The sequence below is a fragment of the Marinomonas polaris DSM 16579 genome (genome assembly GCF_900129155.1).
Classification (GTDB): domain Bacteria; phylum Pseudomonadota; class Gammaproteobacteria; order Pseudomonadales; family Marinomonadaceae; genus Marinomonas; species Marinomonas polaris.
The window spans coordinates 146,751-168,743 of sequence record NZ_FQVF01000009.1; the positions used below are offsets into that span (position 1 = coordinate 146,751).

Genomic DNA, 21,993 nt, shown 5'->3' on the forward strand with positions numbered 1-21,993 from the left:
ATAATTGATTGGGAGGTGTTCCATGAACGAGAAAAGTACTAAAGAAAACGCCAGTAATCTGCCAGCAGACAAGATAATTGCAACGGTTGTATTATGGCTAGATGAACAATGTTCACAGGAGCGTTGGGACTTATCTGATGAACAGATGTGTGTTCTTCTAGGTGGTATTACGATTTCAACTTGGAATCAATGGAAAGAGACAGCACACACTAGTGGGAGTCTTCAAGTAGACCAAGAAACCATTGATACATTGGCGATGCTGGTAAGTATATACAAGATGATTCACCTAAGTGCACCAACTGGATTTAAGTATGATTTTTTCAAAAGGCCTATAAATGACCCGATATTTAATGGTAAGTCAGCTAGAGAATTTATGCTGGAGAATAATTCATTTGATGATTTCCTCAAGGTAAGAAATTTTTTTCGGAGTAAGGTACTCATCTAAAAATTATTTATCCTTAATTAAGCTTTTCATGTTAGTCATTATTGTACTTAACAGATATGTTGGAGGAGAGATATGAGTACTAAACGAAAAAATCATGCTGAAAAATGCATTGATATTCATGATATTGAGAGCAGTCTTGATCGTGTTATGAATGATTCAAAAGGCAGTCCAGTTGCTGTTATGAAGGACGGTAACCCCGTATTTTACTGTGTTCCCGCTGACACATATGTGGCAATTTTAGAATTAGTTGATGCATCTGAAATGAGAGAGTTGAATGAAAGAGTTCATCAATTGGGTCTAGAGCTGTTTGGTGACGAAGACAAATGGAAATCATGGATTAAAGCACCTGCACTAGCGTTAGGTGGTAAGTCACCAGAGTCGATTATGGCTACTAAAGAAGGAATTCAGCGGGTAAGTGATCTTTTGGGCCAAATTGGCCACGGGGTAGTGGTTTAAATGAACAGTGTAGCTATTTGATATCAAGGGTTGAGATGATGACGGCACATCGGATTTCTTTCTTGTAACGTACTTAGGTCTGGTCTGTATTCGCTAGGTCCTGATCTATCAAGAGCTTTAGCATTGCTGTTTCTGGGTTTATAGCTATTTGTCGTTTATTGAAAGTATCAAACTCTGCTGCCCCATCCTCATACCGTGCAATGACATTGCTCAAAGCCTCAATAATGATCAAGTTTTCGTCATAGCGCTCTAACAATTCTTCTAAAAGTATCAGGGCTTGTTGGTGCTCATCAGAGTTCGATATACCATTCAGAATTGGTAACTGAGCTACTATCGCGTTAGCCATTTGTGTTATTTCGTTTGTCACTAACATTTCATTTGCCTATGGTTGTTAGGGTTGATTGAAGGGGGTTGAGCTTTAGTTCTTAGACGGTAACTGGATAAAAGCTCTATTAATCTGGATCAAATCGCAAAGTATCTTCAATAATTGGCGCTCTAAAATGCTCTCTATCTTTATCTTACTAATTGGGATATTTCAAATAAACTCATTCTGCTTCGATCATTCACGATCCCCTCAAGGCGTTCGAAGATTTTTCTTTTTTGGTCGCTTTGATAATAAGTAGCTGCCCAATGGCAATCGCTTCTAACAGTCCTGTTGATACATTCAAAATAAGGCAAATCAATTTCACCCAAAGAATGTCCAAGAATTATCACTCTATCAATATCAGATAAAGACTCAAAAAACTCGCTAGAAGCATTGATACAACCAACTGTATCCTTGTAGTTCTTTTTAAAGTATCCATGAGCCTCCTTAACTGCATATTCATAGTCAGGAGAGTAAGAGTCCTCATATGCTGCTAGTGCTTCTTCAGTTAGCGCTGAAATGTCAATTTCATCCTGGGGTGTATATCCAGAATCTTCCATACCGTGTCCAATAACAATGGGTGCATTTGGTGTATTCAGCTTTCCATGGATATAACAAATCCTATTTGAAGGTATTTTATAAATACGATCGAGAGTGTTTGTGTAGTTGAAGCAAAGAAAACGAGCATTAGTGTCGATCTTCAATAATTTGTCTATGCCAACATCCTGAGATTCTGCCAATGACAAATACTTGCTTAACCCCCGCTTAAGACCCGTTGTAAGCACATCAATAGCAGACTCAACTTCATAAACAAACTGATTTTCATGAGGGTCATCATCATAGTATTCTGCTGCATGCTCAATGAGTGCGTCAACATCAAAATTAGATAGATTCTCCTCCAGACTTTCCCAATGCTTATCCAGTGTCTGGTTAGCACAAATCATAAAAGCGCCATCTTCATACAAGCGAGAGAAAGCACTGTATTCGGCATACTTCCTAAAATCAGTTAGTGATGTTGGCAAGCCATGATGTAAATCAAATCCATTACCAATGATATAAAGTGTACTCATGCCTGTTCCATCCTGTATATTTCTAAGAAAGCTCTTCACTAGTAAGATAAAATTTCGTCATGGTTTTGCTTCATTAGTACAATATCAACTGCCCATATGTCTGGTTTAGAACTCTGCTGATAACCTGTCAGATAATATGCGCTTATTAAGTTTCATGTCCCGCACTTAAAGATGCATTTATTATTTCAAGAAATTGATAAATTTAGGCTAAAGATGGGCTTCCCTCTCTATCGGCATTGATGAGATGTTACATCAAAATTCGGAACAAAAACGTACACTAAGCCGATCATAGCGATTGTAATGGCCTGAATTAAACCACACCAAGTCTTGCAACGAAGTCTTATGAGGTGGGTCCGATTAGCTTAGTGTACGTTTTGTTCCATTGTTTTTCAGATCCCCTTAATAGTCTTGATCGTTACCAAGTAGGTAAGAGAGTCTTTCGATATCATTTACTGTGCTTTTGCCTTCAGCAATTCGATTACGAATGACATGAATTTCATCTAGTCTCGTCTTGAGCTGCTCAGTGCTTTCACCAATTTGAAAGCCGCCTGTCATCTCAAGCCACTGATCTTTGGGACGGATATTCGGTATCTCGTAATGCATGCTTTCATCTGTCTCATCTGGAAAAGGGCTGTCAAAAGCGTTTGCAGAAACACGGATGGTCAAATTATCCGATAATCCTTCAATCTTCTCTAAAATCTCAGGTGGACAATTTTCGTTAAAGGTCAGCACATGGTCATAGAGCATACCGTCATTACTGCGGTTTTCTTGGGTGTCCCACTCCAGCGAATCGAGATCTTCGTTGGTTAGGCCAAGTTCCATTGCTAATCTGCTCTGAGAGCGTATGCCATATCGTAGTTCTGGGTCAGCCCAGTCGTCATTGACGCTGCCCCCAACTTCAAGCTCGAATTCGTGAAACCCGCGCTTGCCTGCCATGCGAGGAAATGTCACCTGAACTACCATATCAAGAGTGTCGCCACAGAATGGTTTATCTTCCAATGGCTCGCCCTTGTATTTGGTTTTGGCAATAACAACCAGCTCGTCACCTCGATCTTCGATTTGTACATTTTCATAATAAGGTGAATCGAAAAATTCCGCATTGGTTTCAGCCATTGCACCAGAAAGCTGATCATCTATTAGAGTTTGGCAATCGGGTAGGAAAACTTCGGCCATATAGCTTTCGAGTGTGTCATAGATCCAAACATTTGCAGCGCATAGCCCTTCATCGGCAAGCTTTTCAGCTAGAAATTTAACAAGGTCGATTGATTGGGTAAGGTCATTTGGCAAACCGTTAAATTTTGAGCGTCTGTCGTCCATCAACGGTACATCAGGAATGAAGATATCAACCTCTTCGAGCTGATCCAGTGGGTAGGTCTTTTCAGCCATAAGCGCAGCATGGCTCTTATACCCAAAAAACGCTGCAACAAGTTCTCTGGCATGTGAGGCTTTTAGCTTTTCAGTGGATTGGGAAGCATGATTGTTACGCAGGAAATCAGCGCAAAGTTTTGATAAGTCAGTACTCATGAGAGTGATCCTTTACAAACAACGCTGGACTTTTTTATAGGTAGTGGTAAGTGTTTAAGTCACTACGCTTGCCAGCATGGTTAATTAAGATCAACTGAAATTGGCAGGTAGTTCGGTATGCTGTCTTTTAGGTCACTTACAGCCTTGGCAATCAGCTCCAATATCTAAGATAGCAGACTAGCCGAATTTGGCAAGATGAATTAACGAGATTTGATCGAGCATATGAAGAGGTGACCGTGGCAACCATTTCTATGAGCAGGGAAGTGGATGGTCGCTTGAGGCGATTTCGCTCGAGTCGTCTAGAGCGGATATTGTCTGGTGAAAACTTGATCGATGCGGCGGCATGGTCAACCGGCCATTTCAAACCTGCCTATTTATTATCCGGCTATATGGCCATGGTCACCCTATAGTTTGTATAGGAGTCAACCTCTTAGATACCCTAATCAACAAATCCTTTTCTTCTTATTCTCTTACTCGCTTGGCTTGTCCTCTTTTTCCCCGGGGTGTTCTTTTTTAATTTTTTCTTAAAGAGCGTTAATAGGATGGGATTTCAAGGTGCGTGCCAATTCTTCGTTGGTTGTGTCCTTTCTTTGAGGGTAATCCGGTATGGTTGGGCTGTGAGTGTTCTAGCTAGTGGTTTGACCGGATCTAACGCGAATCCTTATTTTTGGATGGCCGTTCCGGCGAGTTTGGTGTTACCCGAAATAAATCGACCTCCGTGGTGGGGGCGCGGAGCCGCAGAGCTATTAGGCGAAGAAAAAAAGCAGGAATGAAAGGTTGGTTTTTTTATTAATGCAGCTTGCCATGTCAAAAACACCGAAAGAATACATGCTAGAAGTGATTTTCAAAAAGCAAAGTGGTGTGGTTTTTTCGACCCATCTAACGGGAAACTGCCAATTATATGAAAAAATATAATTGCATATAATTGGCATCTTAGAAGAGTAATTTATTACTTTTTTCTTCAGGGGGATGTCGTTAGCAATTCTCCATATCAGATAGCCTCTAGCAAACTCTGGGACGTCCTGTAGTGCGTAGCCAGATTGTTGATGGTATGTAACAATGTCGAAAGAACTACAGCTAGTTATAAAGTGAACGTGGAACTTTATGTATGAAAGCACAACAGGTTGAAAAATTGCTTCTCGATGACATTAGTGGAGTAGCAATTGTAGTCATCAATGGATGAAGTCGGCAAGATTGTCTCATGTTGCCGACTTAATCGTATGTTCCCTAGTTTCTAAGGTAGAGTCCCTAATTGACCTCGTCCAAATCAAATTCAACTTTGTAAGCAATTGGGTTAAGCTCACATTCTCCATAAAAATCCTTGGCAAGCTTAGCGTGGACATCTTTTGGCTCGTTATGTTTATCATACTCAACTAAATAGAAATAATAATTGTCTCGAAGCTCCTCTGACTCGGATCTAAAGCGCTCATTATCCGAAAGAAAAAAATGATATCCACCTTTCCATCTGCTAATGGTTTTAACTTCGATATAGCGCTTTACTTTTTTAGCTGAGTAAGACTGAAAATCATATCCGAAACTAGGCTTATTAGTTAGATCTTTTACTTTTTCTTGTAAATCACCCAAGTTAGCTCCAATTAGTCTCGTTTTCTCCCACTCAAGGGCAAATGCTTCACTTTTCTTGCCTTTCTCTGCTCTGATTTGATTCAACTTTTCGAAATCTACACTTTGATCAGACGGCTTTCGCTTTTTTTTATCAGGCTTTGAACTGGGAGAACCTACAAGCGTTTTTTTAATGTATTTGGCATATAGGAATTGCATAAACCTAGGATTGCTCCAATCTTTGGTGATTTCGTTATTATTCTTCTCGCGTACAAGAATATTTTGAATCTCGCTAATGTAGCAGTCATCAGCATAGCCTAGTTCTTTGGCAACTAATTGAAGGTGTTCAGCGCTGCACATATTGATGAAACTTTCAGGAAAATAAAGACTCAATATTTTTGCTTTAAACATCTGGGAGGTCTTGTTAGCATCAATTTCATGGAAGTCTTTTTTCTTTCCTGCTTCAATAAGTCTTAAAAGTTCGTTTTTTACATTTCGATAAGCTTCTTCAGAGTTTCCAGTGTTATTAAACTTTTTTGAAAAACGATAGACTTTCTTTGGATCATACTTAGTTCGACCAAAGTAAATGCCAAACTTAAACGAGGTGGAACCTTGGATATTCGCCCAAGTTATGGTTTTTGCTTCTACTTGAGCGCAGAATGAATTGGTCCCATGACCAATGACATAATCGTCAATTTCCATACTCTCAAGGTTATCTAATGGGAAGTCTTTTAAAAAAGCCCCTCTAAATTTGTGTGCTTTGTCCTCTTGTTCGCTGCTATACATAGGTTCGAACTTCATTAAATCGCTAGTTTTAATAGACATACTACTTCCTTATAAAAGTTTAACGGGCGAGACATGTTAGGTGCTAAAGTGTTTAAAAAAGGGGGTGATTCATAACTTATTAGTGCTTTCTACTTTTACCTTGTCCGTAGGCCATGAGTGGACTTCCCAAAGTTTGCTAGACAGTAGTCATTTCCAAAAAATCATACAATCCCAACTAACTTTTCCAAAACTTTATCAATGGCACTGGCTGCTTTTGCTACTGATTTCAGCTTGTTAATATCATTTTTAATGGTAGCTCTAGCTAAACTGACTTCCTCAAGTAAACTTCTTAACGCCTCATTATTTGACTGACTTAATCTAGAGTTATTTGTAATTATTGATATATTGTATTCAACTATTTTGTCACCTAGTTTATCGCATTTCAGACAAATATGTTCTTGTTCAGGTGTCATTATTATCGAATCTAAGTATGTTTGAAGTTCATCGTAAAGAGACTTGATTTCAGCATAAATTTTTTCGTGCGTTTCTATCATTTTGTTGCCTATAAGGTGCTTTGGAAGTTTTTTAACTTCTTCAATTGTATTTGTGTTGATTCGATTGCACTCGTTACTGAATCCTTCGAAAAAGTATCGGTTTGATTAAGAGAGTCGACAAGAGCAATATTTAGATCTTGTACCGCTTGTAATGCACTTTCTAAATTCTTAAATTTAGTATTTAAAGCGTTTATATTCGACTTTAATATGTAAGCTTTTCTGTATGCCTCAATGCGTTCTTCTAATGAGTGGAAGAGGGCCGCACATCTTGCATTTTCTGTCTCACATCGATTGGGATTGTTCAGCATATAGAGTCTAGCTCTTAGCTCTTTCTCCATTGAAATTTTTGTGATCATTTCCCATGCTTGGAGTTCTTTGCTTAGAGTTTGAAATGATCGTTGTACGATGCTTTGGGAGCTAATTAGTACTTGTTTAAGGCTCTTGTATCTAGCTCTTTCTGAATATGCTCTGGTGATAGTATTTACGCTAATCGATACTAGTTCTATCTGAGGTTTGTCTATCACTTGAGTGGAAGAAAGTTCGGACAATGAGGATAGTGAAGAATTGAGCTGTCTAGAATAGGAGTCTAAATCTTCATCGTAGTTGTCTGAAGAGAGAAGATATATACTTTGTGAGAATGAAAGAAGGTTTTGTAGCATTGTTACTTGACCTCGATTGTCTATTTTCTTAATGAGTAGGTCATTACTCGAAATTCCATCTCTTGAAGCTTGAGCTAATACCGCATCTACTTGTGCATTATGTGTTTGCTGATAGACCTCCAAAAGAGCTTCTTCAACTTCGTGTGTTTGCTTAGCATAGTTATTAACTAAACCTAATGATTTGTTAGAGGCGCAGCCCATTAGGCCAAACGATAAAAATATAACGAAAAAAACTCTTTGATATACTATTTTCATAAATAGGATTTTATTTGACCAATTTAGTTGCTTTAGTTTTGGGTTAGGCGACGCAAATGCCGTAGCTTGGGAGTACATCTCGAATAATCTCCAGTCGATAGGTTTTTAGTGCATCATGAAAGTATTTCCAATCAGAGGTTAGAAAAGCTTCGGAGTAGGGATATTTGAAAACACCGTCTATTTTTATTCCTTCGCCTCTTGCTTTAAATTTCCAGCTATCTTGACCTTCAATATCAAAACTTAAATCGACAGCTCCCAGCTCGAATTTGTCTTCTTGAAGCCATTTTAACCATTCTTTATGACGAGCGTCTCCACTGTCATCATTAATAGTAAGTAGTGCGTGTTTAATAAGTGCTAGTTGATCTTTTGTTAAGCCTGGTTGATTATCAATATCTATCGAAGTGTCTCTAGACTTCCAGCATTGCATCGCTTTACACATAGCATCTGCGGCATCTAAAAAAATCTTTGTATTATCTCGTTCAACTTTTTTTCCTAGCCCATTTTGATATTCCCAAGAGGTATAGGGACGATCAGGAAAAGATAGGGCTGCGCCATGGCCTAGGGGCGACGACTCTGATATAGCATAGCTAAATAAATTGTCTTTGACTTTTTGTAAGAGACTGGTCGATGTGGATTCTAATTCATCAACCCGATTAACATCATGTATAACGCCGGCGAAGCCTTGATGGGCAAATGTGTCAGCGTAAACATGCATAGCTACCCCCATCATTTGGGCTGCATACGGTCGCTCCCAATGTTGTGCAACCATTTTCAACATGTCTCTAGCTACCTGACTGTCTGGCATGCATATTAATCGATTTATGAAGCTTCCTTCTGGAGTTTCACTTGATGGAAAACCTTCGTTACCAGGTAAAAAATGAAAAGGTATCCACACTAAGTTATTCGCTAACTCTTGCGTGTTTCGGTAATCAAGCATTTTATGTGCAGAAACAATTCGATCATACATTGCACCATTTTCAAAATGGATTTGAGAATCATTTGTTGCTTCATCTACATATTGTGCCGAATAGGCAACCTTCTCGGCTGTATAATGATCGATACCGGCGTAACGGGCTACGACATAAGTTAGGGTATGATGTCCGTCTATCTGCATTTGACTTTCCTTATATAAATGGGCGTAAGATAATCGAGTAAATATTTATATAGCATAGTATTTAGTTAATTGGCTAAGCTTTGTGTTAATAACTGACGATTTATTGTTCATAATCATTCACTCTTTCGGTAATTAATACATCGAATTGGTGTACTGAAATTACTCTAATCCTGTTCACCATTCGACTGGGGTATTTGTCTAGTAAAGTCTGGATAGTCCATACTTCCCATTGAGTAATGAGTCGGTAGAACTGTTACTGTTGCCAACGAGTGAGTTTTAGAGGAAGTGAAGGGTCTCCAGATGGCAATAAAGCAAGCTGATTAATCACTTGTCATAGCTTAAAAGGTGTTCTGACTTCGTAAGCAATTAAATAGGGAAAGCTATGTACATAAGTAATTTAAAAGCGGAAGGTTTTCGATGCTTTGGCAAAGACTTCAATGTTCAATTATCAGATGGTCTAAATGTAATAGTTGGCGAAAATGGTGCAGGTAAAACAGCTATCATAAGTGCGATTCGTCAATTATTTGAAGATTCAGAAACGGGTAGATATAGCCTAACTAGCGATGATTTTTTTCGCCCATTCGTAGTTGAAGGAAAAACGGCCGAATCTTTCTCAATTTGTGCTGAATTTGATGGGTTGAATACAAAAGATAAAGTAGCCTTTCTTCCTTGGGTAGGAGCTTCCAATACAGCATTATTAAATCTACAAGCTGAAAATAAAGAAATACGTGGAAGGTTCAAAAAAGTTATATGGGGAGGGAAGTCAAAAAGTTCTCAATTTGATCCTGAGTTGTTAGATCTAGTTCAATGTATCTATTTACCGCCGCTAAGAGACGCAGAAGCAAAATTGTCGAACGGTCGTCAGTCTAGGCTTTCAAAACTTCTTAAGGCGCTAAATCGCAAGCAGCTAAAACAATGTAGAAAAGACGACGCATTACACCCTCTTGAAGCTAGTTTGAAGAACTTCAACGAATCCTTGGCAAATGATGAGACATTGAGCATTAAAGGTGCTAACGCACTGATATCAAGTAACTTAACTAAAGCAATTGGACATCATTTTGCACAAAATACTAGTATTCAATTTGCCGAAAGTGATTTCACTAAGATCGCAGAGAACCTTACCTTAATGTTCTTTCCGGACTTGTCGGCTGAGGAGCAGACGTTGTTCCGTGACCTTAGCCAAAACAGCTTAGGATATAACAACTTACTGTATATAGCTTCAATTCTTGCTGAACTTACTCTAGATGATGAGGATGAAGAACAACCTCTTTTTAAGTTGCTACTGATCGAAGAACCGGAAGCTCATTTACATCCACAGTTACAAATTAGACTGCTAAACCATCTCAAATCAGTAGCACAACAGAATAAAAATGTTCAGGTTATTGTCACTACGCATTCAACAGTTTTAGCCTCTTCGGTTGACCTTGAGTCGATAATTCATATATCTAAATTACCAACTCCTGTAGCGACACCTTTACGAAATTGTGGATTACCGACACCCAGTAGCCAATTCATTAATCGTTGGCTAGATGTAACAAAGTCAAATTTACTATTTGCTAGCGGTGTAATTCTTGTCGAAGGGATTGCAGAGCAAATGCTAATTCCAGCTTTGGCAAAAATAGTTCTAAAGGAACAGAAAGAAGGGTGCAAAAGTCTCGAAGACCTTGGGGTATCAACAATCAACCTAAATGGGATCTACTTTAATCACTTCATGCAACTATATTGCAACGTTTCAAAGTCAGATGATATTGCAGAAGAAGCACAATGGGAGAGCATTCCGGTAAGATGTGTTGGAATAACCGATTTGGACCCTCCAAAAACCGTAAAGAAAAAAGTACCTGATCCGGAAATGAAGGGTGTTGAAAAAGAAATAAGTGAAGACTTTCTTCCTTGCGAAGGTAATATTCTTGATGGGACCAACCATGCAATTAAACTAGTTGACCATGTCAATAACTCAGCTAATGCACGACTTTATGTAAGTAAGTATAAGACATTAGAGTATGACTTAGCCATGGAGGGTAATAATGCAGCATTAATGTCCAGGGTAATTGCTGATTTGTGGCCGGAACCAACTGAAAAGAAGGGCACAGTAATTCCAAAGTTTATTGCAATGTCAGAGGAAGACTGGAGTAAAAAATCAACTCATGAGGTTGCTACTACTGCTCACGAAATACTTAAAAAAATTGATAACGACAGTATTGGTAAGGGGCTGTTTGCTCAAGTTTTGAGCGATAGAATCCAGTCTAGTGGGTTTGATTTTACTGTTCCTGAGTATATCAAAAATGCCATTCTGTGGGCTTCATCGTTAGATGTCACGGAGGATAAATGATGGCGGTAGAGTTTACGGAGGAGCAACTGAGCTATGTTAACTCAGGCATCGAGAAGCACATATTCTTAGAAGCCTGCCCTGGAAGTGGCAAAACTGAGGTAGTTGCAGTGAAAGTAGCTAAGGAAATAGATTCTTGGAATAAGAATCCAGGAGGTCTGGCTGCACTTTCTTTTGCCAACAGTGCAACTGATGAGTTAACGAGCAGAGTATCTAAGTATCTACCACACGGCCGAGGCATATTTCCACATTTCTTAGGTACATTTGATAGCTTCATCTACAAGAATGTCGTATCTCCTCTATCCACAGAGCTAACAAATTATATTGGGGAAGGAGGTGATTCATCGATCCGTATAATAGAGTCTACAACGCATATTGGCTATCGTACTAAATACCAATATGCTATGAGAGGAAATGTAGCTGCGAACCATTACTCAATCGACCAAGAAAGCGGCAAGCTGATATTTGATTCAGGGGATTCTGTACTAGATAACACGTTAGGCGCTCTAAAATTAGACGATTGGCAAATCAAAGACTTTATTCAAGCTAAACTTAGAATGCTTCAGGGAGGATTCGCTACCTACAAAGACATTGAGTGCTTAGCTTTAGAAGCATTAATAAATAAAAAATATCAGGATTTCGTCAAATTATTAGTAAAGCGGTACCCTTTGATATTAATTGATGAATGCCAAGATCTATCAGAAGAGCAACTTTCCATTCTTCAAGTACTTGCTGATAATGGCGCAAAACTACACTTTGTTGGAGATCTTCATCAAGCAATCTATGGTTTTCGTGATGTTGAGCCCATTAAAGTTAATAAATTCGTAAAGGATAATAACTTTACAAGTTTGCAATTGACTCGAAATTTTAGAAGCTGCCAAAATATAGTCGATCTCTGTATGAAACTTACTGGTCGTAGCAATATAGTTGGTAGTATGTCTTGGCTTGAACCAAGGTGTTTTGTTGTTCAGTATGATATCTGCCCTACAGAACTGATAGAAATTTTTGAGGAAAAATGTATTGGTTTTAACAACAATGTTGTTGTATCAAGAGGTCATTCCATACTTAATAAATTCCAGACTTCTGTTACTGAGCCAAACAACATACAGAAGCTAGCACTCGCGATTAAGCTGTATAATCCTCAGAATATGGAAGCTTTAAACCAGTCTTTACAGTACTTCTCTGAGTTTCTTCGTTATCACCTAAAGGAAAGTTGTAAACCGAATAGTTTCAATTGTCCTCAATCTATTGTCTCAAACCTTTCATGGCGAAAGTTTTTATATGAGTCTTTACATTATTTGATTGGCAATGATCTACAGAAGATTGATGTTAATTGGTCAAGTTGGACTAAGACCGCAAAAGCACTGATTCGAGCTATTCCAAAGCAGAATTTTTGTTCTGAAAGTATAGCAAGCGTATTGGCTTCATTAGAAAATGTAAATTTATCTGCGCCATCTGGTTCTTCCAAACTTGAAGTCGCTTCGTCATTAGGGGTGACAACAACGCCTTCGCTTAAGTACAAAAAATCAACAATTCATGGGGCGAAAGGGGAAACTCATGATGTCACCATTGTTATATCGTCCGCTATATCAGGGAAGGACTCTCATTGGAAAGATTGGCTTAAAGATCCTGATAGCGAAGCTGCTAGGTTCGCTTATGTTGCTTCTTCACGACCAAAAGAATTCCTTATATGGGCTGTGAAGTCTCTTAAACAACCCGAAAAGAAGCAACTAGAAGCTGTTGGTTTTACAATTATTTGATGACGCGACATATTCAAACATTGTGCAAAGCTAGAATTAGAAGGCATTTGGTTGTGAGTTTATTTGTTCTTTAATAGTCTAGCAAATAGATGAGATAATTAGATTTTCTTGTAAAATTACAACAAACTCTTGGCGTGCTTTGAGTAAATACTTGAGTGTAACCAAAAAATTGTCAGCTTATGCTTCATTTGTTTGTCAACTTATGCTTCAAAAAAGTGCGTAACTCATTGATTCTTAATTGGGTGGCTTGTCATTTTATGGTTCAAACAATACCGAAAGTTCTAAACTCTCCCTTTTTTTACATCATTTTTATTTCATTTTTTTAATGCCTTTATAAATCTCTTCACGATGTACCGTCACGCCTTTTGGTGCTGTTACACCGACTCGAACTTGTCCGTCTTTACGACTGATATTTAATTTCACCACGGCAAAATCGACCAACCCGCACCCGCTTGTATTGCAGCGCAAAGCCAACAGCTACAAAACAACAACCTTTGCGCCCGTCATCCACCTAACACCAACATGCAATCCAACGTATGATCAAGACATAGTTCACCAAGTAATAGAAAGACTCAGAGCCGAATTTGCACAAGGAATGATGGGGAATATGGACGTGGCGACAAGGGCCTATGGGAGTTTGACAGATAAGCTGGGAAGTTAGCTGTTGAGTTTGCAGTATATTTTATTAATACTTAATGAAAGATATATAAAATAACTATTAAACCAAATTTTTACAGATTTTAAGGAAGGGAAATGGAAGAGCTTATTACGAAATCGCAGCCTGTATTTATTTCCGCGATAGTGACACTTATTGTTCTTGCTATTAATTGGGTTATTAAGCCTTTATGGGAAAGTTACTTTCATAATTATAAGCTTAGGTCAAATCATACATATGAGCAAAAGAAAAAAGTAAAAGAAGTAATATCTAAAAATAAGATTTCCTTGATTGAAAATGCAGAGACATTAAATCATCGATTATGGAATTTTTCCAAAAAAATTGGAGAAGGGTGGCATTGCTATGATGAAACTGAAGGAGGGAAAGCTTATTATCTAAATTCATTTGCATATAATTTTTTAGCTTTTTTTGCATGGGCAAGAAAGTCTGAAAAAGAAATGATTTATATAGATAGTACCGTTTCTGAAAAAGAAGACCTTGAGTTAATTAAGTATTTAAAATTAATGCCTCAGTTTTTTTGTAATGTTGAAATATTCAAAGGTAAAGGGTATGACGACTCTATTGATTCAGATCATTTTTTCAGGCATGAATTTAATAGAGTTTTGGATTTGATGGTTGTTGATGGTGAAATTATAAGTTTTAATGTTTTTTTGGAAAATAAAAATAAAAATGATTTTCATGATTATAATAAGGTTTACGATTATATATCAAGCATTGAAAAAAACAAACAATGCCTTAAATGGCAGTCAATTCAGTCTTTTCATTTTATTTTAATGTCTTTCTTAACAAAATTTGGATATGATTTTCAAAAGACTAGTGTTTTTGATTTAAATAAACATTCTAGTGAGTCGCCAGAAAATAGTGTTACTGAGGGGGTTAATTATTTGATTGAAAAAATGTGTTTAGATGGTAGTGAAGAAATAAAAAATGCTGTATATGCGTTGAGTAAAAAACATTAATATTAAAAGTCTATTAAGATACGCACCTTAAGACGTCAATTTTTTCAAGGATCTTAACAATTTTTTTTTTGATAAAAACTTGACCCTACATATTTTAATCGAGTTGATCATAAACATGAAAAAAACTATTCAGTTAGATGAAAGACCAGCAGGTTATAGCTTAGGGGCTGCGCAAGCTGGAGAATCATTACAAGTCCAATTTCGTGGGATTTCTTTGTCCTCTTATGGCAAAGATTTTATTCGTAAGGTTGAAGGGTATCCTCAACAAATACTTTATAAAGCATTCGGTGACTTCCATCCTTCGCAAGTTAAAACTCTAATTGCAATAATTAAGAGTAATCTTGAAGTTGATGTTTATTTAAATGAGGTTGAAATCTCTGCTCATGTTGTGGTTGCTAAGGGAATCAAGATTGGAGATCCTGTTTATAAAAGTGATATATATCATATTGATAAAGTTGATTTTAAAGATGTTTCATTTCCAAGTGATTGCTCATATTTTGTTCTTATGAACAATGGCTGGGATAGGGTTATGTGCTATGACTTTGGGCCATCACTACAGGATGATGATAATCACCCTATAGATTATGACGTCGGTCAATTAGTCGGTGCGGCACTTTCAGAATCAATATTTTATGACATCTTTGACCTGAATGAAGAAGAGTGGAAAGTAATTCTAGAGTCTAGCTGGTTTCCATTTTCATTCATTGACTACAAAGAACAGAAAAATCTATTGAACCATATAAAAACTGGGGTGGGGGACAACTTCCATAGAAGAAAGGTTAAACTTGAAGTTTATTGATGAAAAAGAGTCATGGTTAAATGAAATACAAACGAATGAGAAAATTTCTAAGCATTTTTCATTTATAGAGAAAGCATTAAATTACCATACAGGTGGCGACTATGATGCTTCAATTCACATACTATATCCAAGAATAGAAGCTATTCTTCGTGACGATTTTATTCGTGCTAACCCAGAAAAAGAAGGGCGCCGTCAAGATGCTTTATCTGAACACTTACAAACGAACATAACTAATCATACACATAATATATCAAGGCTTTTTCCTGAGAAATTTAGTCAGTATATTCTTACCAATTTTTTCAAAGATTTTGATGTGCGCGGTGAAAATAGCTTTATTAGTCGTAATACAATTAGTCATGGTTTTGTAGATTCAACAGCATTCACTAGGAAATCATCTCTGATTGGCTTTCTCATCTTAGATCAAATTCAAAAATATACAAAAATTTCTACAAATTTTGAAATGAAAGATGTACAAAAATTCTTATAACTTAAAGGTTCAAGTAACGCCTACGGTTTACCTGATTTAGGCTTTAGCTGTCTAGGAGGAGCATATGTTACCAGGAGATATATTGCTAGTAAGTGGTGAAGGTAAATTGTCTTCATCACTTGTGACTGTTCAGAAAGTTATTTACCCCCACGCAAGTTCAAGTCATGTTGAATTAAGTTTAGGTGATGGTGTTTTTATACATTCGACAGGAAATAAAGGTGTTCATTTAACTTTGTTAATCGATGAAGACATTGCCTGTAAAAGCAGATGGAGAGTGATTAGGCATAGATCTATTACAGATATGTGTTTGGCTACTGAGAACCTTCAGAAAGCAGCTATGTTTTTTTATGCTCAAGATTACAATAAAGCTTTCATGGGCTCTGGGAATGAGTCATCTTCATTTTGCTCTGAACTCGTTGCGAAAGCCTACGCTAGAGCTGAAATAGAAATTATTGGAGGAAAAGCTCCAAGTAAAGTCACACCAGCTCATTTTGACAAAGAAGCTGATAATTTGGAAGATTGGGTAGATGTCACCGAAGAATATCAAGCTATTCTTGCTGACATGAAAAAAAATCTTTTTCCATATAGATTGGCTGCTAATACATTAAGTGCTGTCATGACAAGGCGTAAAGCACATGAACCATATAGGCAACAAATTATTGAGCGCCTTGAAGGCGGTTCAGTAGAGAGTCAAGAACTAGCTCGAACAATGAGAGAAATGTTATCTGGAAGAGAGTTAAAGTACTGGCATGAGAAAGACAGATAATAAATGTCACATCAGCCTTAGCTTGTGTCAGTTAGGTGGGTAGAGTACATGAGAGCTTGGGAACAGACGAAAGCCAGCAATAATTTCATTTGCCTAACTCCTTAATGGATTTGGTTTGTTGCTAACATTGTCCCCACCCCAATCTTGATCTAGCACTCTCTTTGCACTGCCAAAATCCAGTGCTTGGATTAGAACCCCTTTTTACACAGCGGCCTAAAACACGCACCGCGTGTTTTTTTGTGGCCGGAGTCCGCCAGTTATGGTGGGTCTTTGTTGGGCAACCTTCGGGTTGGCCGTATCCTGAGTTTGTGGTCAGATGAAAACCTTCATTTACTCCAAACAGCTCCACGAGCAAAACCAACCACATACAACCTATCCCTAGCGAAAACAGATAGCTATTCCCACCAAGGAAAGCAACTGCTCAACAACATCGTCAAATCCATGCAGATACACAGCGACCACGTCGTCGTTCCATCAAAAGAACTCATCGACCTAATCCAAGCCGTCCGCACTTTCCCTGAAAATAAGAACCCTCAATCGCCTAACTCGCTTTTTAATCCAGCTAAGCAAGTACCGGCTTTAGGTGATTTTTTGTGTTTCAGACGCCACCAATAAAACAGTTGTAGAAACAATAAAACCGCCAGTTGGGCGGTTTTATTGTTTTAGCGCTTGGGCTAAGTGATCAGCCTTGGCTTACGAACTTCATTGAGATGGAGTTAACGCAATGGCGGATGTTGTTTTCTGTGAGTCTTTCTCCTTCAAATACGTGGCCTAGGTGGCCTTCGCAGTTTGCGCAGACGATTTCTATGCGTCGGCCGTCGGCGTCAGGGACACGCTTAACTGCATTGGGAATTTCGTCGTCAAAGCTTGGCCAGCCACAGTGAGAGATGAATTTGTGTTCTGATGTATAAAGTGGTGCTTCGCATTGGCGACAAACATACAGGCCGCCTTCCATGGTGTCCGTGTATTCGCCAGTAAATGGACGTTCGGTGCCTTTATCGAGGATTACACTGGCTTCTACAGGTGTAAGCTTGTTGTATGGTTTACTCATAAGACTTGTTCTCCTGTCACTATGATGGACGTTAATAGCATAAATTATGTCATGCCTTATCGCTGTAGACTAAGACAATAAATTGCACGGCGAGTTCGAGTTTTTGTGGGCGTTAGTTTTTAGTAGGGAGTGGGCATAAAAAAGCCCATCTTAAAGACGGGCAATTTTGTGTACGGATACGCCATTATCAATATATAGCGTCGATCTTTGGACTTGAGTTTAAGGTTATTCCATTAAACCAAGGCGCTTTTCTTCGGCTTCACGTAAGAAACGGAAAAGTTTTTTACGGTTTGTGGTATTTCCTTCTTGTGACACTTCTTTCTGAGATTGGCGAATAAGCTGTCTAAGCAGTTGAATGTCTTCAATCTGTGGGTTTTCTGCTAAGTATTCAGACAGCACTTCTTTGCTGTTCTCGCCAATTAGCATGTCGCGTTTAATCTCAAGCTGATGAAATAGCTTGTTGTAAGCGGCAGAAGTGGAATCGAAAAGCGCTACACGGTGCGCTATGGCTTCGTGATCTTCTGTGCGCATCACCTTGCCGATGTATTGCAAGTGTCTTCTCATGGCTTCATGTTGCTTTATGCGGCCAGCTTCAACGAATGCTTCGCGTAGAGTGTCAGACATTTCCACTTTTTTAAGCTGATTTTTGCTTAGGCCTAGTAGTTTTTTTCCAAGATCTTGCAGGGCTTCCATTTCACGCTTGATCTGGGTTTTGCTCTTAGGGATTTCTTCGTCGTTGTTTTCAAATTGATCAAAATCTGTCATGGGAACCTATATTAGAAAAATAGTAGCGAGACCAAGGAAGGATAGAAATCCAACCACGTCGGTCACGGTAGTCAAAATTACGCTGCCGGCTAGGGCGGGGTCGATGCCAATTTTTTTTAGTAGAATTGGCAGAAGTGTACCAGTGGCCGCTGCAAAAAGCAGATTTATTATGATAGCGCCTGCAATGATATAGGCAATCTTGATGTTGTCAAACCAAAGTGCGGTAAGTGCGGCTATTACTGTTGCCCAAAGAAGGCCATTTATGAGTCCAACAATGAGCTCTCTATTGAGTAGCCAGCGAGTATTGGTAGAGCCTATCTGATTGAGTGCAATACCACGAATGACCAGTGTCAGTACTTGAGAGCCAGCTATACCGCCCATGCTAGCAACGATTGGCATGAGTATAGCTAATGCGACAACTTGGTCTAGTGTCTCTTGGAATAAGCCGATAACGTAAGACGCTGTAAATGCGGTTATTAGGTTTATGCCAAGCCACACTGCGCGTCGCTTGGTGGTTTTCATGATGGGTGCGAAGGTATCTTCGTCATCATCAAGACCCGCCATGCTTAACATGGAGTGTTCGGCTTCGTCACGGATAACGTCTACAACGTCATCGATGGTGATGCGGCCAAGTAGTTTTTTAGTTTTGCTGTCAATAACGGGAGCGGATACTAGGTCCATTTTTTCAAAAAGCTGCGCTACTTCGCTGGCAGGCGTTTCTGCGTCAATGACGGTGAATTCTGTTTCCATGATATCGCGCACTGTAGCGCTAATATCTGATACCAGTAGTTTGGTAAGTGGAAGTATTCCTAAAAGGCGATCTGAACGGCTGACAACAAGTAAGTTGTCTGTCATGTCTGGTAGTGTTGAGTGTCTGCGTAAATAGCGAAACACTAGATCGACGGTAATATTTGGACGTATGGTGATGGTGTCCGTATTCATCAAGCCGCCGGCAGAATCTTCCGAGTAGCTTAATAGTGCTTCAACTCTTGTTCTGTCTTGCGTGGACATTGACGCAAGAACTTCTTTTACGACCTTTTCTGGTAGGTGTTGTAGTAAGTCGGCTAGGTCATCGCTTTCAAAATGTTCGGATACGGCGATAAGTCGCTCTGTATCCATGTTTTTCATGAATTGTACGCCAATATCTTCGCTTAGATATTGAAGTACTTCGCCTTCATTCTTGGCTTCTATTAACTCCCAAAGAAGCTTACGCTCTTTGGGAGGAGAAGACTCTAATAGACGAGCAACATCCTGTGCGGGCAAAGCGCCGTTAAGTAAATAACGGATTTGCATGGTGGTACCGGATTCGAGCGATTCGGTGACCGTTTGGAGGTGATTTAGAGTGTTTTGCTCTGACATATAAGTCTTACTCGTCTTCACCAAAACGATTATTTATTAATTCTATTACCGCTTTTATTGCATCTAACTCGTCTTCACCATTGGTTTTGATGCGAATTTCTGTGCCTTTGCCGGCAGCAAGCATCATCATTGCCATGATGCTTTTTCCGTCAACATTTCGGCTATCTTTTTCTATGGTGATATCGCAAGAAAAGCGAGTGGTTGTTTCAACCAATTTGCCAGCAGCGCGAGCATGCAAGCCAAGTTTATTTATGATCGTGACGGACTCTTCCTGCATGCTTTTTTCCTATATTAGTGATTCAAATATATTGAATAGTTCTTCATTGGTCTGTGCTGTGCGCAATTTATCCAGTGCTTCTGGGGATTGGGCAAGTTCTGCTATTTGAGCTAGCGTTGCAAGGTGTTGGTCACACTCATGAGGTGGAACAATTAATGCAAATATTAAGTCTACCGCTCTTTTATCGATGGAATCGAAATCAATCGGAGTTTGCAATGACATAACGACAATAGCGGTATGGTTTGCAGATTCTAGGCGACAGTGTGGAATAGCTATGCCGTTGCCTATGCCTGTACTACCTAGCTTTTCACGACCTAGTAGTGCGTCATAGACAGCTTCGTTGTCACAATGTAGTCGATTGGAAGCAACTTCAGCAATGCTTTCAAGTACTCGTTTTTTACTAACAATATCTTGTTTTGCGAGAACGAGTTCCGCTTTTAATAATGATTTCAAGGACATGATAAAATGGTTTCCGTTTAGATCAGTCGTTTTCGTTCATTGGAAGGAGGGATGTTCATCGCCTCTCGATATTTGGCTACAGTGCGTCGAGCAACCTGTATGCCTTGGTCTGCTAAAATAGCAGCTAGCTTGTTATCACTTAACGGTTTTTTCGCCGGTTCATCCGATACAAGCTTTTTAATCATAGCTCGTATTGCGGTAGAAGAACATTCTCCGCCAGAGGCGGTGTTTACATGGCTGGAGAAAAAGTATTTCAGCTCAAAGATGCCCTTCGGTGTGTGCATGTATTTCTGAGTTGTTACCCTGGAAATAGTTGACTCATGCATACCTACTTCTTCTGCAACGTCGTGAAGAACCATGGGTTTCATGGCTTCTTCGCCTAGTTCGAAGAAATCAATTTGTCGACTTACAATGCAGCTTGCCACTTTTAATAAAGTTTCGTTGCGGCTCTGTAGGCTCTTCATGAACCATTTTGCTTCTTGAAGAGATGTTTTTATGTAAGTCACATCTTCTGCTGTTGCTGCTGCAGTGCTAGCCATCGCTGAGTAAGTCTCATTGATTTTGATGGGTGGCAAAGCGTCATTATTTAGTTCCACTTGCCATACGTCATGGCGTTTTTTCACTGTGACATCAGGAATAACGTAGTCCGTGTCGTCAGCGTCAATAACTGAGCCTGGGCGTGGGTTGAGCTGTTGAATCAAATTGACGACTTCTTTTAGCGCTTCGTCTTTGAGTTTTGTCTTACGGCTCAACTGAGCAAAATCTCGATTACCTAGTAATGGTAGGTAATGATCAATAAGATTGTATGTGCTCTTATACAGCGGGTGGCTTTGGAATGCTTCTAGTTGCACAAGAAGGCAGTCGCGTAGGTCAATTGAGCATACGCCTACAGGGTCAAAGCGCTGCAATCTATGCTGCACTGCAATGACTTCTTCAATATCTAGATCTTCTAATTCAGTGCCGAGAGATTCCCAGATGTCATCGGGAGAAATGCTTAGGTAGCCATCAGGTTGAACGCATTCAATGATGGCGTAAGCGATTTCAATGTCGCGATCTGACATGTGGGTTAAATTTAATTGCCATATAAGATGGTCTTGGATGCTTTCTGCTGGTGCGTTACGGCTTTCGAAGTCGCTATCGCCTTCGTAGCTGTTGTGATCGCTGACAGCTGCAGAACTTTGATAGGTATCATCCCAGTTACTATCTATGGATAGTTCTTCAGGGATGCTTTCTGTCCACTCAGATTCTACGCGTGGTTCTTCGCTATTATTGTCGACTGTTGTATCGGCAGCGCTTTTTGATTCTATGCTTGCAGGGATGTCGTGATGAATTTGTTCGTCGTCGTCGAGCTCAAGCAATGGGTTCGATTCAAGAAACTCATGAATTTCTTGTTTTAAATCCAACGTAGAAAGCTGCAGCAAGCGAATAGCCTGTTGCAGTTGTGGCGTCATAGTCAGCTGTTGACCAAGCTTTAATTGTAAAGACTGCTTCATAGAGCAACTCTTTCTTCTATTTGAATGAATTGGAACGAGTTATGCATACT

Annotated in this window: 25 protein-coding genes; 11 read left to right on the plus strand and 14 right to left on the minus strand. The window is 39.1% G+C overall.

Going from position 1 to position 21,993, the window contains the following annotated elements:
- The first annotated feature begins 22 nt into the window (after nucleotides 1-22).
- Nucleotides 23-445 carry a hypothetical protein gene (locus tag BUA59_RS11460; RefSeq protein WP_072839835.1) on the plus strand — a complete coding sequence of 141 codons (423 nt, stop codon included), beginning with the start codon at nucleotides 23-25 and terminating at the stop codon, nucleotides 443-445.
- Between the two features lie 72 nt (nucleotides 446-517).
- Nucleotides 518-901 carry an MbcA/ParS/Xre antitoxin family protein gene (locus tag BUA59_RS23480; RefSeq protein WP_084122370.1) on the plus strand — a complete coding sequence of 128 codons (384 nt, stop codon included), beginning with the start codon at nucleotides 518-520 and terminating at the stop codon, nucleotides 899-901.
- A 73-nt stretch (nucleotides 902-974) separates the two neighbouring features.
- Here the strand turns inward: BUA59_RS23480 and BUA59_RS11470 are convergent, their stop codons facing one another.
- The 3 genes from BUA59_RS11470 to BUA59_RS11480 form a co-directional block, all read right to left on the minus strand.
- The gene (locus BUA59_RS11470) at nucleotides 975-1,274 is read right to left on the minus strand and encodes a hypothetical protein (RefSeq protein ID WP_072839836.1); all 300 of its coding nucleotides are present in this window, start codon (nucleotides 1,272-1,274) and stop codon (nucleotides 975-977) included.
- 140 nt (nucleotides 1,275-1,414) lie between these two features.
- Nucleotides 1,415-2,335 (minus strand): bacteriophage abortive infection AbiH family protein, encoded by a 921-nt coding sequence (locus BUA59_RS11475; protein ID WP_072839837.1) that lies wholly within the window; start codon nucleotides 2,333-2,335, stop codon nucleotides 1,415-1,417.
- A gap of 399 nt (nucleotides 2,336-2,734) precedes the next feature.
- Complete coding sequence (locus BUA59_RS11480) at nucleotides 2,735-3,859, minus strand: hypothetical protein (protein WP_072839838.1); 1,125 nt, start codon at nucleotides 3,857-3,859, stop codon at nucleotides 2,735-2,737.
- 251 nt (nucleotides 3,860-4,110) lie between these two features.
- Between BUA59_RS11480 and BUA59_RS23850 the strand changes: the two genes are divergently transcribed.
- Nucleotides 4,111-4,269 (plus strand): hypothetical protein, encoded by a 159-nt coding sequence (locus BUA59_RS23850; protein WP_175550767.1) that lies wholly within the window; start codon nucleotides 4,111-4,113, stop codon nucleotides 4,267-4,269.
- Nucleotides 4,270-4,476: 207 nt separating this feature from the next.
- Nucleotides 4,477-4,632, plus strand: coding sequence for a hypothetical protein (locus BUA59_RS23855; RefSeq protein ID WP_175550768.1), 156 nt, complete (start codon nucleotides 4,477-4,479; stop codon nucleotides 4,630-4,632).
- 475 nt (nucleotides 4,633-5,107) lie between these two features.
- Here the strand turns inward: BUA59_RS23855 and BUA59_RS11490 are convergent, their stop codons facing one another.
- The 4 genes from BUA59_RS11490 to BUA59_RS11505 form a co-directional block, all read right to left on the minus strand.
- Entirely contained in the window at nucleotides 5,108-6,244 is a 1,137-nt protein-coding gene (locus BUA59_RS11490) for a protein NO VEIN domain-containing protein (protein ID WP_072839840.1), read from the minus strand.
- Between the two features lie 161 nt (nucleotides 6,245-6,405).
- Nucleotides 6,406-6,738, minus strand: coding sequence for a hypothetical protein (locus BUA59_RS11495; protein WP_072839841.1), 333 nt, complete (start codon nucleotides 6,736-6,738; stop codon nucleotides 6,406-6,408).
- Nucleotides 6,739-6,746: 8 nt separating this feature from the next.
- Complete coding sequence (locus BUA59_RS11500; protein WP_245813137.1) at nucleotides 6,747-7,730, minus strand: hypothetical protein; 984 nt, start codon at nucleotides 7,728-7,730, stop codon at nucleotides 6,747-6,749.
- Nucleotides 7,696-8,766 carry a DUF6765 family protein gene (locus tag BUA59_RS11505; RefSeq protein ID WP_072839842.1) on the minus strand — a complete coding sequence of 357 codons (1,071 nt, stop codon included), beginning with the start codon at nucleotides 8,764-8,766 and terminating at the stop codon, nucleotides 7,696-7,698. Before BUA59_RS11505 ends, BUA59_RS11500 begins: the two co-directional genes overlap by 35 nt.
- A 382-nt stretch (nucleotides 8,767-9,148) precedes the next feature.
- Here BUA59_RS11505 and BUA59_RS11510 point away from each other — a divergent pair, with 382 nt between their 5' ends.
- Together BUA59_RS11510 and BUA59_RS11515 are read left to right on the plus strand one after the other, a co-directional pair.
- Nucleotides 9,149-11,095 (plus strand): ATP-dependent nuclease, encoded by a 1,947-nt coding sequence (locus BUA59_RS11510; RefSeq protein ID WP_072839843.1) that lies wholly within the window; start codon nucleotides 9,149-9,151, stop codon nucleotides 11,093-11,095.
- Entirely contained in the window at nucleotides 11,092-12,852 is a 1,761-nt protein-coding gene (locus BUA59_RS11515; RefSeq protein WP_217653736.1) for a UvrD-helicase domain-containing protein, read from the plus strand. The genes BUA59_RS11510 and BUA59_RS11515 overlap by 4 nt, the downstream gene beginning before the upstream one ends.
- Before the next feature lie 309 nt (nucleotides 12,853-13,161).
- Here BUA59_RS11515 and BUA59_RS24130 read toward each other — a convergent pair whose 3' ends face one another.
- Nucleotides 13,162-13,293, minus strand: coding sequence for a carbon storage regulator (locus tag BUA59_RS24130; protein WP_425435121.1), 132 nt, complete (start codon nucleotides 13,291-13,293; stop codon nucleotides 13,162-13,164).
- Nucleotides 13,294-13,605: 312 nt separating this feature from the next.
- On the opposite strand from BUA59_RS24130, the gene BUA59_RS11525 reads away from it, so the two are divergent.
- The 5 genes from BUA59_RS11525 to BUA59_RS23650 all read left to right on the plus strand — a co-directional run bounded on the left by BUA59_RS11525 (nucleotide 13,606) and on the right by BUA59_RS23650 (nucleotide 17,154).
- On the plus strand, nucleotides 13,606-14,487 hold the full coding sequence (locus BUA59_RS11525) for a hypothetical protein (RefSeq protein WP_072839844.1): 882 nt from the start codon (nucleotides 13,606-13,608) through the stop codon (nucleotides 14,485-14,487).
- A gap of 115 nt (nucleotides 14,488-14,602) precedes the next feature.
- A complete protein-coding gene (locus tag BUA59_RS11530) occupies nucleotides 14,603-15,286 on the plus strand; it encodes a hypothetical protein (RefSeq protein ID WP_072839845.1) in 684 nt (227 codons plus the stop codon).
- On the plus strand, nucleotides 15,273-15,773 hold the full coding sequence (locus tag BUA59_RS11535) for a hypothetical protein (RefSeq protein WP_072839846.1): 501 nt from the start codon (nucleotides 15,273-15,275) through the stop codon (nucleotides 15,771-15,773). Before BUA59_RS11530 ends, BUA59_RS11535 begins: the two co-directional genes overlap by 14 nt.
- A 64-nt stretch (nucleotides 15,774-15,837) precedes the next feature.
- The gene (locus BUA59_RS11540) at nucleotides 15,838-16,539 is read left to right on the plus strand and encodes a C40 family peptidase (protein ID WP_072839847.1); all 702 of its coding nucleotides are present in this window, start codon (nucleotides 15,838-15,840) and stop codon (nucleotides 16,537-16,539) included.
- A gap of 237 nt (nucleotides 16,540-16,776) precedes the next feature.
- Nucleotides 16,777-17,154 (plus strand): hypothetical protein, encoded by a 378-nt coding sequence (locus tag BUA59_RS23650; protein ID WP_139248863.1) that lies wholly within the window; start codon nucleotides 16,777-16,779, stop codon nucleotides 17,152-17,154.
- A gap of 67 nt (nucleotides 17,155-17,221) precedes the next feature.
- Here BUA59_RS23650 and BUA59_RS11545 read toward each other — a convergent pair whose 3' ends face one another.
- The 6 genes from BUA59_RS11545 to BUA59_RS11570 all read right to left on the minus strand — a co-directional run bounded on the left by BUA59_RS11545 (nucleotide 17,222) and on the right by BUA59_RS11570 (nucleotide 21,943).
- On the minus strand, nucleotides 17,222-17,590 hold the full coding sequence (locus BUA59_RS11545) for a methionine-R-sulfoxide reductase (RefSeq protein ID WP_072839848.1): 369 nt from the start codon (nucleotides 17,588-17,590) through the stop codon (nucleotides 17,222-17,224).
- Between the two features lie 225 nt (nucleotides 17,591-17,815).
- Nucleotides 17,816-18,355, minus strand: coding sequence for a ribosome biogenesis factor YjgA (gene yjgA / locus BUA59_RS11550; RefSeq protein ID WP_072839849.1), 540 nt, complete (start codon nucleotides 18,353-18,355; stop codon nucleotides 17,816-17,818).
- 6 nt (nucleotides 18,356-18,361) lie between these two features.
- Nucleotides 18,362-19,714 carry a magnesium transporter gene (mgtE, locus tag BUA59_RS11555; RefSeq protein ID WP_072839850.1) on the minus strand — a complete coding sequence of 451 codons (1,353 nt, stop codon included), beginning with the start codon at nucleotides 19,712-19,714 and terminating at the stop codon, nucleotides 18,362-18,364.
- Between the two features lie 7 nt (nucleotides 19,715-19,721).
- Entirely contained in the window at nucleotides 19,722-19,991 is a 270-nt protein-coding gene (locus BUA59_RS11560; RefSeq protein ID WP_012070121.1) for an HPr family phosphocarrier protein, read from the minus strand.
- A 9-nt stretch (nucleotides 19,992-20,000) separates the two neighbouring features.
- Nucleotides 20,001-20,450: a PTS IIA-like nitrogen regulatory protein PtsN gene (ptsN, locus tag BUA59_RS11565; protein WP_012070120.1), complete on the minus strand. Its 450-nt coding sequence runs from the start codon at nucleotides 20,448-20,450 to the stop codon at nucleotides 20,001-20,003.
- A 17-nt stretch (nucleotides 20,451-20,467) separates the two neighbouring features.
- Nucleotides 20,468-21,943: an RNA polymerase factor sigma-54 gene (locus BUA59_RS11570; RefSeq protein WP_072839851.1), complete on the minus strand. Its 1,476-nt coding sequence runs from the start codon at nucleotides 21,941-21,943 to the stop codon at nucleotides 20,468-20,470.
- Nucleotides 21,944-21,993: the final 50 nt, after the last annotated feature.